This window comes from Caulobacter sp. GW821-FHT09A05 (assembly GCF_059418465.1).
This window is the reverse complement of record NZ_JBWKPX010000004.1, coordinates 195,021-209,282: the sequence shown is the minus strand read 5'-3', so window position 1 is coordinate 209,282 and position 14,262 is coordinate 195,021. Positions and strand designations below refer to the sequence as shown.

At 70.5% G+C, this 14,262-nt stretch carries 12 protein-coding genes; 8 read left to right on the top strand and 4 right to left on the bottom strand.

The window, feature by feature from the left end:
• Positions 1–34 precede the first annotated feature (34 nt).
• The 8 genes from AC07NX_RS05670 to AC07NX_RS05635 all read left to right on the top strand — a co-directional run bounded on the left by AC07NX_RS05670 (position 35) and on the right by AC07NX_RS05635 (position 10,929).
• Complete coding sequence (locus tag AC07NX_RS05670; protein ID WP_494639879.1) at positions 35–613, top strand: ANTAR domain-containing response regulator; 579 nt, start codon at positions 35–37, stop codon at positions 611–613.
• Positions 610–1,749 (top strand): CmpA/NrtA family ABC transporter substrate-binding protein, encoded by a 1,140-nt coding sequence (locus AC07NX_RS05665; protein ID WP_494639877.1) that lies wholly within the window; start codon positions 610–612, stop codon positions 1,747–1,749. The genes AC07NX_RS05670 and AC07NX_RS05665 overlap by 4 nt, the downstream gene beginning before the upstream one ends.
• A 316-nt stretch (positions 1,750–2,065) precedes the next feature.
• Positions 2,066–3,289 carry a nitrate/nitrite transporter gene (locus tag AC07NX_RS05660; protein WP_494639875.1) on the top strand — a complete coding sequence of 408 codons (1,224 nt, stop codon included), beginning with the start codon at positions 2,066–2,068 and terminating at the stop codon, positions 3,287–3,289.
• A 25-nt stretch (positions 3,290–3,314) separates the two neighbouring features.
• The gene (nirB, locus tag AC07NX_RS05655; RefSeq protein ID WP_494639873.1) at positions 3,315–5,771 is read left to right on the top strand and encodes a nitrite reductase large subunit NirB; all 2,457 of its coding nucleotides are present in this window, start codon (positions 3,315–3,317) and stop codon (positions 5,769–5,771) included.
• Entirely contained in the window at positions 5,768–6,112 is a 345-nt protein-coding gene (gene nirD / locus AC07NX_RS05650) for a nitrite reductase small subunit NirD (RefSeq protein WP_035075262.1), read from the top strand. Before nirB ends, nirD begins: the two co-directional genes overlap by 4 nt.
• Positions 6,105–8,810: a nitrate reductase gene (locus tag AC07NX_RS05645; protein WP_494639871.1), complete on the top strand. Its 2,706-nt coding sequence runs from the start codon at positions 6,105–6,107 to the stop codon at positions 8,808–8,810. The genes nirD and AC07NX_RS05645 overlap by 8 nt, the downstream gene beginning before the upstream one ends.
• Complete coding sequence (gene cobA, locus AC07NX_RS05640; RefSeq protein ID WP_494639869.1) at positions 8,803–9,576, top strand: uroporphyrinogen-III C-methyltransferase; 774 nt, start codon at positions 8,803–8,805, stop codon at positions 9,574–9,576. Before AC07NX_RS05645 ends, cobA begins: the two co-directional genes overlap by 8 nt.
• Positions 9,577–9,624: 48 nt before the next feature.
• The gene (locus AC07NX_RS05635; RefSeq protein ID WP_494639867.1) at positions 9,625–10,929 is read left to right on the top strand and encodes a DUF5690 family protein; all 1,305 of its coding nucleotides are present in this window, start codon (positions 9,625–9,627) and stop codon (positions 10,927–10,929) included.
• 9 nt (positions 10,930–10,938) lie between these two features.
• Here AC07NX_RS05635 and AC07NX_RS05630 read toward each other — a convergent pair whose 3' ends face one another.
• The 4 genes from AC07NX_RS05630 to metC all read right to left on the bottom strand — a co-directional run bounded on the left by AC07NX_RS05630 (position 10,939) and on the right by metC (position 14,005).
• Positions 10,939–11,838: a beta-1,6-N-acetylglucosaminyltransferase gene (locus AC07NX_RS05630; protein WP_494639865.1), complete on the bottom strand. Its 900-nt coding sequence runs from the start codon at positions 11,836–11,838 to the stop codon at positions 10,939–10,941.
• An 86-nt stretch (positions 11,839–11,924) separates the two neighbouring features.
• Positions 11,925–12,083, bottom strand: a complete 159-nt coding sequence (locus tag AC07NX_RS05625; RefSeq protein ID WP_494639863.1) for a hypothetical protein — start codon at positions 12,081–12,083, stop codon at positions 11,925–11,927.
• 155 nt (positions 12,084–12,238) lie between these two features.
• Positions 12,239–12,781 carry a DUF1697 domain-containing protein gene (locus AC07NX_RS05620; protein WP_494639861.1) on the bottom strand — a complete coding sequence of 181 codons (543 nt, stop codon included), beginning with the start codon at positions 12,779–12,781 and terminating at the stop codon, positions 12,239–12,241.
• A gap of 63 nt (positions 12,782–12,844) precedes the next feature.
• Positions 12,845–14,005 carry a cystathionine beta-lyase gene (gene metC, locus AC07NX_RS05615; protein ID WP_494640030.1) on the bottom strand — a complete coding sequence of 387 codons (1,161 nt, stop codon included), beginning with the start codon at positions 14,003–14,005 and terminating at the stop codon, positions 12,845–12,847.
• Positions 14,006–14,262 lie beyond the last annotated feature (257 nt).

The window sequence follows — 14,262 nt, the reverse complement described above, 5'->3', positions numbered from 1 at the left end:
CCACCTGTCGCCGGACGGTCTTAGGGCGAAGGGCATGCGCGTCCTCGTCATCGACCCCGATCCCGCGCGCGCCGCCCTCGTGGCCGAGGGACTCGCCGGCGTGCAGCCCCTGGAGGTGCGTCGCGCGGCCGTGTTCGACGAGCGCGAGGCCGCGGCCTTCGCGCCGGACGTGGTGGTGATCGCCGCCGACAGCCCCGATCGCGATACGCTGGAAAGCCTGCGCGAGGCCGGTCTGCACAATCCGCGCCCGGTGGTGATGTTCGTCGACCGCTCCGAGCCGGGCCTGGCCGAGCAGGCCGTGCGGGCCGGGGTCGCCGCCTATGTGGTCGACGGCCTGGCGCCGGGGCGGGTGCGCTCGATCCTCGACGTGGCCATGAGCCGCTTCGCCCTGACCCAGCAACTTCAGGGCGACCTGGCCAAGGCCAAGGCCGACCTGGAATCGCGCAAGACGGTGGAACGGGCCAAGGGGCTGCTGATGAAGGAGCGGGGCCTGGACGAGGACGGCGCCTATCGCTTGCTGCGCAAGCTGGCCATGGATCGCGGCAAGCCGATCGGCCAGATCGCCGCCGACCTGCTGGCCTTCGCCGGCGTGCTGAAGGGTGACGCTTCGTGAGCGGACTGGCCGACTTGACGCTGGGGTTCATTCCCCTGACGGACTGCGCCCCCCTGGTGGTGGCCAAGGCGCAGGGCTTCTTCGCCGAGGAGGGGCTGGAGGTGGCGCTGAGCCGCGAGGCCTCGTGGGCGACGATCCGCGACAAGGTCGCCGTCGGCGCGCTGGACGGCGCCCACATGCTGGCTCCCATGACCCTGGCCCCGGCCGGCCTGGAGGGCGGATCGATGCTGGCGCCCCTGGCCCTGAACCAGAACGGCAGCGCCATCACCGTCTCGATCCAGCTGGCGGCGCTGATGGCCGAGGCCGATCCCGGCGCCCTGGCCGCGCCGCTGGTCACCGCCCACGCCCTGGCGGCGGTGGTCGCGCGCCGGCGGGAGCAGGGCGCCCCGCCGCTGACCTTCGCCGTCGTCTTCCCGTATTCGATGCACAACGCCTTCCTACGCTACTGGCTGGCCCAGGCCGGGATCGATCCCGATCGCGACGTGCGCCTGGTGGTCACCCCGCCGCCGCGCATGGTCGAGCACCTGCGCTCGGGCGACATCGACGGCTTCTGCGTCGGCGCGCCCTGGAACGCCGTCGCCGTCGACGAAGGCCTGGGCGAAACGCTGATCAAGGCTTCGCAGTTCTGGCCGGGCGGGCCGGACAAGGTGTTCGGCGTCACCGCCGCCTGGGCCGAGCGCCACGGCGACGAGCTGCGGGCGGCCCTGCGCGCCATCATCCGCGCCTCGGCCTGGGCCGACGAGCCGGGCAATCACGCCGAGCTGGTGGCCCTGCTGTCGCGCCCGGACCATGTGGGCGTCGAGGCCGAGGTCGTGGCCCGGGCCCTGAAGTCCGAGATCGTCTTCCATCGCGACGCCGCCGGCCTGCCGCGCCGCGAGCACGCCCTGTGGTTCTTGTCGCAGATGGTGCGCTGGGGCCAGGTGGAGGCGAGCCTCGACCTGGCCGCCGTCGCCGACCGCGTCTATCGCCCGGATCTGTTCCGCGAAGCGGCGTTGTCGCTGGGGCCCGTGCTGGAACCGGCCCAGGTGTTCGCCGACGCCGCGCCCCCGGCCTCGGCCCTGTTCGACGGCGCGCCGTTCGATCCGGCCGACGTCCGGGGCTATGCGGCGTCGTTCGCGGTGGGACGGGTTTCCTAGGGCCGGCGGCGCGTCGAACCGTGGCTCCAGCGCCAGCCAGGCGCCTGGTGGCGGCGCTTCCTCCTCATCAGGACTTATGCATTCTGCTCATGCTTCAAGCAGGAGGCCTGCTTGTTTGCTGAGCAATTGCGCTATGAGGCCTCCGGTTGCGCCGCAATGCAGCATGGCGCGTGACACCGTCAGCCATCTGATCCTTCATGGACGCTAGGCCTTCGGACAACGGCGTCCGCGGCTGCCAGAGACGACCGCTCGGATGCGGTCACCCGCCTGGGGCCCCGCGCCTCGCTCTCGCAGACACGCAAAGCCGAGTTTCATCATGATCTCTCGTGATTTCCTCAAGGCCGGCCATGCGCCGACCCTGTTCGCCGCGTTCCTGTATTTCGACCTCAGCTTCATGGTCTGGGTGATCCTGGGCCCGCTGGGCGTGGCCATCGCCAAGGACTTCCATCTCGATCCCGCCCAGAAGGGCCTGATGGTCGCTATCCCGGTCCTGGCCGGCGCGGTCCTGCGCCTGGTCAACGGCGTGCTGGTCGATCGCATCGGCCCCAAGAAGACCGGGATGATCGGGCAACTGATCGTGCTGACCGGCCTGGTCCTGGCCTGGCTCCTGGGCCTGCACAACTATCATCAGGTGCTGGCCCTGGGCCTGGTCCTGGGCGTGGCCGGCGCCTCGTTCGCCGTCGCCCTGCCGCTGGCGTCGCGCTGGTATCCGCAGGAGCACCAGGGCCTGGCCCTGGGCATCGCCGGCGCCGGCAACTCGGGCACGGCGCTGGCCGCCCTGTTCGCGCCGATCCTGGCCAAGACCTTCGGCTGGCAGAATGTGATCGGCATGGCGGCCATCCCGCTGGCGGTGGCCTTTGTCGTCTACATGCTGCTGGCCAAGGACGCCCCCGACCAGCCCGCGCCCAAGAAGTTCGCCGAGTACCTGGACGTGCTGAAGGTTCCGGACGCCTGGTGGCTGATGCTGCTCTACGCCGTTACCTTCGGCGGCTTTGTCGGCTTGGCCTCGTCCCTGACCATCTATTTCAACGCCGAATACGGCCTCTCGCCGGTGATCGCCGGTTTCTTCACCGCCGCCTGCGTGTTCGCCGGATCGTTCATCCGCCCGGTCGGCGGGGCCCTGGCCGACCGCTTCGGCGGGGTGCGGACCCTGAGCTTCGTCTTCGTCCTGGCCGCCGCCGGCCTTGCCGTCGCCAGCTTCCAGATGCCGTCGGCCTATGTCGCCCTGGCGGTGCTGATGTTCTCGATGCTGGCCCTGGGCGCGGGCAACGGCGCGGTGTTCCAGCTGGCTCCCCAGCGGTTCCGCAAGGAGATCGGCGTCATGACCGGCCTGATCGGCATGACCGGCGGCGTCGGCGGCTTCTACCTGGCCTCGAGCCTGGGCATGGCCAAGAAGCTGACCGGCTCCTACCAGGTCGGCTTCCTGGGCTTCGCGGCCCTGGCGGTGTTCGCCCTGGTGGCCCTGCACAGCCTGAAGGCCCGCTGGCGGGCGATCTGGCCGACCCTGCACGGCGACTCCGCCGCCCCTGTCCGCGTCTGACCTTTTTCCTCCAGTGAGCAAAACCATGACCAAGGAAAAGCTGGTCGTCATCGGCAACGGCATGGCCGGTTGCCGGGCGGTCGAGGAAGTCCTCAAGCGCGATCCCGACCGCTACGAGATCGCGATCTTCGGGACCGAGCCGCGGGTGAACTACAACCGCATCATGCTGTCGCCGGTGCTGGCGGGGGAGAAGTCCTTCGCCGACATCGTGATCAACGACGAGGCCTGGTACGCCGACAACGGCATCGTCCTGCACGCCGGGCGGGCCGTCACGGCGGTCGATCTGGAAGGCCGCAAGGTGGTGGCCGAGGGCGGGCTGGAAGTTCCCTACGACAAGCTGATCCTGGCCACGGGCTCCGACCCGTTCCGCCTGCCGCTGCCGGGCATCGACCTGAAGGGCGTGGTCACCTTCCGCGACCTGGACGACGTCGAGGCCATGGTCGCGGCCTCGGGCAAGCCCGGGGCCCGCGCCGTGGTGATCGGCGGCGGCCTGCTGGGCCTGGAGGCCGCCTACGGCCTGGCCCGGCGCGGCATGTCCGCCACGGTCGTCCACCTGATGGACGTGCTGATGGAGCGCCAGCTGGACGAGAGCGCCGGCTTCCTGCTGCGCGAGGCCCTGGCCGAGCGCGGCGTCGAGACGGTGATGGGCGCCCATTCCGAGGAGATCGTCGGCGAGAACGGCCAGGTCACCGGCCTCAAGCTCAAGGACGGCCGCGTCCTGCCCTGCGACCTGCTGGTCATGGCCGTGGGCATCAAGCCCAACGCCGCCCTGGCCAGGGCCGCCGGCCTGACCGTCAATCGCGGCGTGGTCGTCGACGACGCGATGCGCACCTCGGATCCCGCGGTGTTCGCGGTCGGCGAATGCGCCGAGCACCGGGGCGCCTGCTACGGCCTGGTCGCGCCGATCTGGGAGATGTGCCGCTCGCTGGCCGAGTCGATGACCGACGGGGAAGGGGCCTATGAGGGCTCGGTCCTGTCGACCCGCCTGAAGGTCTCGGGCGTCGACGTGTTCTCGGCCGGCAAGTTCTCGGGCGGCGAGGGCTGCGAGGACATCGTGTTCCGCGACGCCGGCCGCGGCGTCTACAAGCGCGTGGTCATCGAGGACGGCAAGGTGGCCGGCGCGGTGCTGTTCGGCGACGCGGCCGACGGCAACTGGTACTTCGACCTGATGCGGGCCGGGACTTCGGTCACCGACATCCGCGAGACCCTGATCTTCGGCCAGGCCATCACGGAAGGGCTGTCCGGCCTGGACCCTAACGCCGCCGTTGCGGCCATGCCCGACACGCAGGAAATCTGCGGCTGCAACGGCGTCTGCAAGGGTTCGATCGTCTCGGCCATCACCACCCAGGGCCTGACGACCCTGGACGACGTAAAGGCGGTCACCAAGGCCTCGGCCTCGTGCGGCTCGTGCACGCCGCTGGTCGAGCAGATGCTGAAGCTGACCCTGGGCGACGGCTTCAAGGAGCAGACCGGCCCCAAGCCGATGTGCAAGTGCACGGACAAGCCGCACTCCGACGTCCGCAAGGCCATCGTCGAGTACGAACTGAAGTCCATGCCCGCCGTCATGCAGGCCATGGAATGGACCACCCCCGACGGCTGCTCGTCGTGCCGGCCGGCCCTGAACTACTACCTGCTGTGCGCCTGGCCGTCGGAATATCGCGACGACAAGCAGTCGCGTTTCATCAACGAGCGCGTCCACGCCAACATCCAGAAGGACGGCACCTACAGCGTCGTGCCGCGCATGTGGGGCGGGGTGACCACGCCCAACGAACTGCGCGCGATTGCCGACGTGGCCGACAAGTTCGCCATCCCGACGGTCAAGGTCACCGGCGGCCAGCGGATCGACCTGCTGGGCGTCAAGAAGGACGACCTGCCGGCCGTCTGGGCCGACCTGAACGCCGCGGGCATGGTCAGCGGCCACGCCTACGCCAAGGGCTTGCGCACGGTGAAGACCTGCGTCGGCAGCGACTGGTGCCGGTTCGGCACTCAGGACTCCACGGGCTTGGGCATTCGCCTGGAGAAGTTCCTGTGGGGCTCGTGGGCGCCGGCCAAGGTCAAGCTGGCGGTGTCGGGCTGCCCGCGCAACTGCGCCGAGGCCACCTGCAAGGACTTCGGTGTGGTCTGCGTCGACAGCGGCTACGAGATCCACATCGGCGGCGCCGCCGGCCTGCACATCCAGGGCACCCAGGTGCTGACCCGGGTGGCGACCGAGGACGAGGCCGTCTGGGTGATCGCCGCGGCCATGCAGCTGTACCGCGAGGAGGGCTGGTACCTGGAGCGGGTCTACAAGTGGATGGCGCGCGTGGGCCTGGAGAGCATCCAGGCCAAGGTCACCGATCCCGACCAGCGCAAGGCCCTCTACGACCGCTTCGTGTTCTCGCAGCGCTTCGCCCGCATCGACCCGTGGGCCGAGCGCGTGGCCGGCCGCCACACCGAGGAATTCACCCCCATGAGCCGCCGGATGGAGTTCGTCCCCGCATGAACGCGCATGTCAAAGTTCCCGTCTGGGTGGATGTCGGGGCGGTGACCGACATTCCCCGCCGCGGCGCCCGCCGGGTGCCCAGCCCGCGCGGCGACATCGCCATCTTCCGCACCGGCGACGGCGAGGTGTTCGCCCTGATGGACGCCTGTCCGCACAAGGGCGGGCCGTTGAGCCAGGGCATCGTCCACGGGCGCGCCGTGGCTTGCCCGCTGCACAACTGGTCGATCGACCTGGCCTCGGGCGAGCCGATGGGCGCCGACAAGGGCAAGGGCTGCACGCCGGTGGTGCCGCTGGAGGTCCGCGACGGCCGCCTGCTGCTGAGCCTCGACGCCCATGGCTGACGGCTCGGCCGCCGCGCTCGTCAAGACGACCTGCCCCTATTGCGGGGTGGGCTGCGGCGTGTCGGGCGCGGTTGGCCAAACCCCGTCCGCGGACGACAGGGCCCTGTCGGTGGCCGGCGACGCCGCCCATCCCGCCAACCTCGGCCGCCTGTGCTCCAAGGGCGCGGCGCTGGGGGCGACGGTGGGGCTGCAGGGCCGGTTGCTGGAGCCGACGATCAACGGCAAGCCCGCCAGCTGGGCCGACGCCACGGCCCTGGTCGCCAAGCGCTTCAAGGACACCATCGCCAAGCACGGCCCCGACAGTGTGGCCTTCTACGTCTCGGGCCAGATCCTGACGGAGGACTATTACGTCGCCAACAAGCTGATGAAGGGCTTCATCGGCTCGGGCAATATCGACACCAACAGCCGCCTGTGCATGGCCTCGGCCGTGGCGGCCCACAAGCAGGCGTTCGGCGCCGATCTGGTGCCCGGCTGCTACGAGGACCTGGAGCTGGCCGACCTTGTGGTGTTCAGCGGCCACAACGCCGCCTGGACCCATCCGGTGCTGTTCCGGCGCATGGAGCAGGCCAAGGCGCGCGGCCAGAAGCACGTGGTCATCGACCCGCGCCGCACCGACACCGCCGAGGGCGCCGACCTGCACTTGGCCATCGCCCCGCAGAGCGACGTGCGGCTGTGGAACGGCCTGCTGGCCCACCTGATCCGCATCGCGGCGATCGACCGCGACTATATCGCCGCCCACGTCAACGGCTTCGACGCCGTCGAGGCGGCCCTGGCGGAGCTCGACCAGTCGCCGGCCGCCGTCGCCGCCGACTGCGGCGTGGCGATCGAGGACCTGCTGACCTTCTACGACCTGTTCGCCGCCCACGAACGCACGGTCAGCCTGTTCTCGATGGGCGCCAACCAGTCGGCCCAGGGTACGGCCAAGGGGCTGTCGATCCTGAACGTCCACCTGGCCACCGGGCGGATCGGCAAGCCGGGCAGCTGCCCGTTCTCGATCACCGGCCAGCCCAACGCCATGGGCGGGCGCGAGACCGGCGGCATGGCCAACACCCTGGCCGGCCACATGGACTTCGCTCCGGCCGACCGTGACCGCGTCGCCCGCTTCTGGGGCGCGCCCGACACCGCTCGCGCGCCCGGCCTGAAGGCCGTCGACATGTTCGAGGCCATCCACGCCGGCAAGATCAAGGCGGTGTGGGTGATGGCCACCAACCCCGCCGTCAGCCTGCCCGACGCCGGCCGCGTGCGCGAAGCGCTGGAGCGCTGTCCGTTCGTGGTGGTGTCCGACTGCGTCGAGACCGACACCACGGCCTTCGCCGACGTCAAGCTGCCGGCCCTGGCTTGGGGCGAGAAGGACGGCACGGTCACCAATTCCGAGCGCCGGATCTCGCGCCAGCGGGCCCTGTTCCCGGCGCCGGGCCAGGCCCGCGCCGACTGGCGGATCGTCGCCGACGTCGCCAAGGCCATGGGCTTCGACGGCTTCGGCTGGTCTTCGCAGGCCAGCGTGTTCCGCGAATGGGCTCGCCTGACGGCATATGAGAACACCGGCGACGAGACCGGTCGCGTCCTGAACCTGGCGGGACTTTCGACTTTGACGCCAGAGGCTTACGCTCAACTCCTGCCGGTTCAATGGCCGGTGCGGGCGGACGGACACGGGACGCCGCGCCTGTTCACCGACGGCCGTTTCCAGACTCCCGACGGCCGCGCCCGCATGGTCCCCACCCGACCCAAGGGTCCCGCCGACGCGATGGACGCGGCCTATCCGATGTCGCTGAACACCGGCCGGATCCGCGACCAGTGGCACACCATGACCCGCACGGGCCTGGCCCCGGACCTGTGCCGCCACGCGCCCGAGCCGTTCGTCGAGGTCCATCCCGTCGACGCCGAGGCCCTGGGGGTCCGGGACGGCGCCCTGGCTCGGGTGATCACGGCCCGCGGCGAGGCCGTCGCCCTGGCCAAGGTCACCGAGCGCCAGCGGCCCGGCGGCCTGTTCATGCCGATGCACTGGACCGACGCCTTCGCGCCGTCCGGCCGCTCCAATCACCTGATCGCGCCGAACCTGGATCCCACCTCCGGCCAGCCCGAGTTCAAGCACACCCCCGCCCGGCTCCGCGCCTATCGCGAGACCTGGAAGGGCTTCTTTCTCACGCGGGACAGCCTCGCCCTTCCGTCGGGTCTGGACCTCGTCTGGCGGCGCATCCCGCAGGACGCCTGCCAGCAACACGAGTTCGCCGGCCGGGGCGACGAAGTCGAGCGCGCCGCCTTGCGCAGGGGGCTCGTCAAGGGCCTCGTCGGCGAACTCGTGACCTATGAGGACGCCGCCACCGGCGCGCGGCGTGACGCCTGGCTGCGCGACGGCCAGCTGGTCGCGGTCCTGTACATCACGATCAGCGGCCGCCTGCCGCCGCGCGACTGGCTGGCCGAGCTGTTCGCCGAGCCGCAACTGAGCCAGGAGGCTCGCTCGGCCCTGCTGTTCGGCCGCCCGCCCGGCGCCCCTGTCGACAAGGGACCGCTGGTCTGCGCCTGCCTGAAGGTGGGCGCCAGGGCCGTGCAGGCCGCCATCGTCGCCGGGGCCGCCAGTCCTGACGCCGTCGGCGCCGCCACCGGGGCGGGGACCAATTGCGGGTCCTGCCGTCCCGAGATCGCCCGGATGATCGCCGCGACCGCCGCCGTTCCCGCCAAGGAGCCCGCCCATGTCTGACGCCGCCCAAGTCCTGCTCGTCGGGGCCGGTCCCGGTCCGGTCGACCTGATGACCCTGCGGGCCGTGCGCGCGGTGGAGAGCGCCCAGGCGCTGCTCTACGACGCCCTGATCAGCGAGGAGGCCATCGCCCTGGCCCCGGCCGGCTGCGTGCGCATCCAGACCGGCAAGCGGGCCGGCAAGCCCAGCATGCACCAGGATGAGATCAACCGCCTGATGCTGCGCCTGGCGCGCAGGGGCCTGCGGGTGGTGCGGCTGAAGGGCGGCGACCCTTCCGTGTTCGGCCGGGTGGGCGAGGAGTCGGCCTTCCTGCGCGAGCACGGCGTGTCGGTCGAGGTGGTGCCTGGCGTCACCGCCGCCTGCGCCGCCGCCGCCCAGTTCGGCTTTCCCCTGACCCATCGCGGCGAGGCCCGGCGCGTGGTGTTCACCACCGCGCGGCTGGAGGCCGGGACGCTCAGCGGCGACTGGAGCGCGGCGGGGGATCCCGAGGCGACCCTGGCGGTCTATATGGGCGGCGAGGTGGCCCACGCCCTCTGCGCCCGGATGATCGCCGCCGGCCGCGCGCCCGGCACGCCGGCCGTGGCGGTCGAGCAGGCCGGCGGGGCGAACGCCAGGATCTATCACGGCACGCTGGAGACCCTGGGCGACCGGCTGGACAGCCACGGCGGCCCGGTGGTGATCGTGGTTGGCGAGGTGGCGGCCCAGGCCCGCGATCTTTCGGCCGACCAGGTCCTGGAGACCGTTTCGCGCGCCGCCCTGACCGCCTGACGTCGATCGCCAGTTGACGCGGGGAGGGTTTCGGCCCGCCCATGGGGCATGCCGGATGCAACACCGACTCAGCCATTGGCCCAGGGACCGATCGCCCGCGCCCTGACCCAGGCGCCGCCCTGGGCCTTCGCCCTGTACGGCGGGCTGGCGGCCTTCGCGGCCTATTTCTCGATGTTCGCCTATCGCAAGCCGTTCACGGCCGCCCACTACGACCCCATGGCCGGCTGGCCGTTCGCCATCGACTTCAAGGTGGCCCTGGTGATCGCCCAGGTCGCCGGCTACGCCGTGTCGAAGATCGTCGGGATCAAGGTGATCTCCGAGATGCGGCCCGAGCGGCGCTGGCTGGCCATCCTTGTCCTGATCGGCGGCGCCGAGCTGTCCCTTCTGGGGCTGAGCCTGGGGCCGGCCGTCGCCGGTCCGCCGGCCCTGTTCGTCAACGGCCTGTGCCTGGGCATGATCTGGGGCCTGGTGTTCGGCTTCGTCGAGGGGCGGCGGCTCTCGGAGGTGCTGGGCGCCATGCTGTGCGCCAGCTTCATCCTGGCCTCGGGCGTGGTGAAGTCGGTGGGCAAGAGTCTGCTGCTGCAGGGCGTCGACGAGCGCTGGATGCCGGCCCTGACCGGCCTGATGTTTACTCTGCTGCTGCTGCTGGCCGTGGCCGCCTTGACCCAGTTGCCGCCGCCGTCGCCGGCCGACGAGGCCGCCCGCGTACGGCGCGCGCCCATGGACGCCAAGGCCCGCGCCGCCATGTTCGCCGCCCACGCGCCGGCCCTGGTCCTGCTGGTGGCGGTCTATGTGCTGCTGACCGCCCTGCGGGACTTCCGCGACAATTTCGCCGCCGAGATCTGGGCCGAGCTGGGCTTCAAGAACGCCGCGGCGATCTTCTCGCTGTCGGAAATCCCGGTCGCGGCCATCGTACTGGTCGGGCTGGGTGTGCTGAGCCTGGTGCGCGACAACCGCCGGGCGGTGGGCTTCAACTTCGCCTTCGTGGCCCTGGGCTTCGCCCTGCTGGGCGCGGCGACCCTGGGGCGGCAGGTCGGGCTGTTGGGCCCGGTGGCCTGGATGATCGCCACGGGGGCGGGGATCTACATGGCCTACACCCCGTTCAACGGCATGCTGTTCGACCGGCTGATCGCCGCCACCGGCCAGGTGGGGACGGCGGGGTTCCTGATCTATGTCGCCGACTCCTGCGGCTATGTCGGCAGCGTCTCCCTGCTGCTGGCACGCTATTTCGCCCACCTGCAGCTGGACTGGAGCGGCTTTCTGGCGGGGGCGGCCTACGGGACCTCGGTGATCGGCGTGGCGGGGGTGGGGCTGGCCTGGTTGCTGCTGAAATTGCCGAAGGGCGGCGCCTAGACGTCCGGCCTAGACCGCCGCCAGGACGGGTTGGGCTCCGCGGCGCGGGATGGGGGCGGTCTCCGGATTGGCGATGTCCTGGGCCGCCAGGTGGCTTTCCAGGAGGTCGAGAATCCCCGCGTCGACGCTCGTGTCGAACTTGCGGGCGAACAGGTCCGGACTGGCGATCAGGGCGGCGGCGTCCTGGGTGACGTAGGTGCGCGGCCGCAACTTGATGTCGCCGTCGGGGATCCAGTCGATCATCCGCATGTCGTCCTGCACGACCACGCCATGCTCGGCGGTGTTCATCATCACCGTCTGGAAGAAACCCTCGTCGGCGATGAAGGTGTGACGGTAGAAGGCCTTGTAGCGATCCGCCCGCTGGTCGTGGCAGACGAACTGGCAGAACCGGCGGCTGACCATCATCCATTGGTTGCCGATATAGGGCTTGGCGCCCGACAGGAACCGGCGTCCCAGGATCGTGCGGACGATCCGATCGCGCAGCTCGAAGGCGTATTTCCGGACCCGGGGCATGGTGTCGGGGCGGGCCAGTTGCTGATCCAGCGCCCTGATGAACTCCTGGCCTCTCCGCCTCGCCAGGAAGGCCTTGATGGACTTCTGGGTCTTGAGCGGAAAGTCCTGGCCGCTGAGGTTGATGAACACTTCCCAGTCCCGGCCCATTTCCAGCAGGCGAGCCATGCCGCGCAACTCGGCGTCGACCAGGCTGTAGCCGCCCCACAGCGCCGCCTTGCTCTCCAGGACGTCGGCATTGGGATAGGCGGCCACGAACCCCCGGATGTCGGCTTCCAGGTCCGGGCCGGAGTTCTTGTCGACATGGATGAGGTAGTGGTTGGCGGGATCGTGGATCGCCTTGAAGAGGCGTTTGAACTGCTCGGGAAAACGGTGGACGAGGATGAGATAGGCGATCACGCGGTCACTCCTGGAGCGAGGGCAAGCGCCAGCGCGCGACGCAGGGCGCCGCGTGGTGGCCATGGGCTTGTGGGGCGATCGGCGGATCAGGACGGCGTGGTCGAGTCCGCCGAAGGCGCGGGGCGGGAGGCCTTCGCGCGCGCCGGACGCAGGACGAGGCGGCGGGGCGGCAGGAGCTTGAACGCGACGGGAAGCACGAGCGCGATCAGGACGCACGCCGCCGACAGCTCGAAGAGCCAGTTCATGGGTTTCAATGTCTCGAAAGGCGGCCGAGCCGGAGCGGATCGACCACCCTGCGGCGGCTCGCTCTCGACGACCATGTCCTGCGTGTACGAACGCGGGAGCAGCTATAGCAGGTCCGGCGGCAAACCTCGCATCCTGGTTTGTCGCGGCGCGGCGGTCAGTCCGTGATCATCGCTTCCAGCGCCAGGACGGTGGTCCAGGTCCGACCGGTGATCCGCGCGCCCAGGGTCTTTTCGACCAGGCCGTTGGTCAGTTTCGAGCCGCCGACCCCGTCGGGATAGATCGCGTAGAGCTGCCGGCTTTCGGCGCGCACCTGTTCGCGGCCGCGGATCGCCGCGCGCAGGGCGCCGACGGCCTTCTTGTCCGGCGCGTCCTTCAGGAACAGGGTCATCAGCCAGCCGGGGTCCTGGGCGGCGAACTCGGGGAACGGGTTGGCGGCGACCAGGGCGCGCCAGGCCTGGGCCGTGCGCACATAGACGTCGGTGCGCAGGGCGAAGCGGTCCATCAGCGCGGCCTCGATCCGGGCCTGCAGCTCGGCGCCGGTCTGGTCGCCGCTGGTGAACACCAGGTCGCCGACCTTGGGACCGGCGCGGACCTCGGCGTGGCCCAGCTCGCCGAACAGGCCGCTCAGCTCGTCCGCCGTGACCTGGCGGTTTCCGGCGGCGTTGACGCCGCGCAGCAGGGCGATGTGGACGGTCATGGAACGGGCCTTTCGAACGAGGCGGCTGTTTAGACCCTCGCGACCGCCTCGTCGCGGACCGAATTACGCGTTCAACGCCGCAAAGCCTTGCTCCAGGTCGGCGATCAGGTCGCTGGTCGCCTCCAGCCCCACGTGCAGGCGCAGCAGCGGGCCTTCCAGGTTCACCGGGATGCTTCGGTTCTTCAGTTGCGGGTCGCAGTGGATGGCCAGGCTTTCGTAGCCGCCCCAGGAGAAGCCCAGGCCGAACAGGTCCAGGGCGTCGAGGAAGGCGTGGACGGCCTTCTGCGGGACGGGCTTCAGAACCACGCCGAACAGGCCGCAGGCGCCGGTGAAGTCGCGTTTCCACAGGGCGTGGCCGGGATCATCCTCCAGGGCCGGATGCAGGACGCGGGCCACCTCCGGCCGGCCCCGCAGCCAGCGGGCGATCTCCAGGCCCTTGTCCTGGTGGGCCGGCAGGCGGGTGGCCAGGGTGCGCAGGCCGCGCAGCACGGTGTAGGCGTCGTCGGGCGACACCGACCAGCCGATGTCCCACATCGCGTCGCCCAGCTGGTTGCCGATCACGTTGTCGGCGGTGGCGGCGCTGCCCATGAACACGTCCGAATGGCCGCCGACATACTTGGTCAGGGCCTGCACGCTGATGGTCACCCCGTGGGCCAGGGGCTTGAAGTAGAAGCTCGCCGCCCAGGTGTTGTCGATCATCGTCAGGACGCCGCGGGCGTTGGCGGCGGCGGCGATGGCCGGGATGTCCTGCATCTCGAAGGTCAGCGAGCCGGGGGCTTCCAGCAGGATCAACCGGGTGTGCGGCGTGCACAGGGCCATCAGCGCTTCGGGCGACAGGGCCGGGTCATAGTAGGTGGTCCGCACGCCGAACCGGGTCAGCACCCGGTCGCAGAACCGGCGGGTGGGCTTGTAGGTGCTGTCGACCACCAGGATCTCGTCGCCGGCCTTCAGCAGGGCCAGCATGACGCCGGTGATCGCCGCCAGGCCCGAGGGGTACAGCGTCACGTCCGGCGAGCCTTCCAGCTCGGCCAGGGCCAGCTGCAGGTTGGCGGGCGAGGACAGGCCGGTGATGCCGTAGGTCAGCTGGCTGTCGTCATACAGCGAGGCGGCGTTGGGCATCAGCACCGTCGAGCCGCGCTGGACCGGCGGATTGACCGTGCGGGCCAGCACCGAGCCGCCCTTGGGCGGGGCGCCCTTGCGGACCAGGCGGGTTTCTTCATCCAGGGGCATGGCGGACTCGAACGACTGCGAAGCCCTTGTCGTTTACGGCGCGGGGGCGAGCCGGTTCAAGGCAGGAATTCCGTCCGGGCTGGGAGAGGCGCTGGCGAAGGGGCCTGGGGCCATCGCATACGGCTGTCATCCCGGACGAGCGCGCAGCGCGAAGATCCGGGACCGGGGCGTGAACTCGGCGTTTGCGGCGGTCCCGGATCGGCGCTCGGCTCCGCCGAGCTTGTCCGGGATGACAGGTCTTTTCAGGGGCC

Coding starts and splice junctions, on each gene's coding strand:
- AC07NX_RS05670 (WP_494639879.1), top strand. CDS start 35: ATGCGCGTCCTCGTCATCGACCCCGATCCCGCGCGCGCCGCCCTCGTG.
- nirB (WP_494639873.1), top strand. CDS start 3,315: ATGACCAAGGAAAAGCTGGTCGTCATCGGCAACGGCATGGCCGGTTGC.
- AC07NX_RS05660 (WP_494639875.1), top strand. CDS start 2,066: ATGATCTCTCGTGATTTCCTCAAGGCCGGCCATGCGCCGACCCTGTTC.
- nirD (WP_035075262.1), top strand. CDS start 5,768: ATGAACGCGCATGTCAAAGTTCCCGTCTGGGTGGATGTCGGGGCGGTG.
- AC07NX_RS05620 (WP_494639861.1), bottom strand. CDS start 12,781: ATGACCGTCCACATCGCCCTGCTGCGCGGCGTCAACGCCGCCGGAAAC.
- AC07NX_RS05625 (WP_494639863.1), bottom strand. CDS start 12,083: ATGAACTGGCTCTTCGAGCTGTCGGCGGCGTGCGTCCTGATCGCGCTC.
- cobA (WP_494639869.1), top strand. CDS start 8,803: ATGTCTGACGCCGCCCAAGTCCTGCTCGTCGGGGCCGGTCCCGGTCCG.
- AC07NX_RS05635 (WP_494639867.1), top strand. CDS start 9,625: ATGCCGGATGCAACACCGACTCAGCCATTGGCCCAGGGACCGATCGCC.
- AC07NX_RS05645 (WP_494639871.1), top strand. CDS start 6,105: ATGGCTGACGGCTCGGCCGCCGCGCTCGTCAAGACGACCTGCCCCTAT.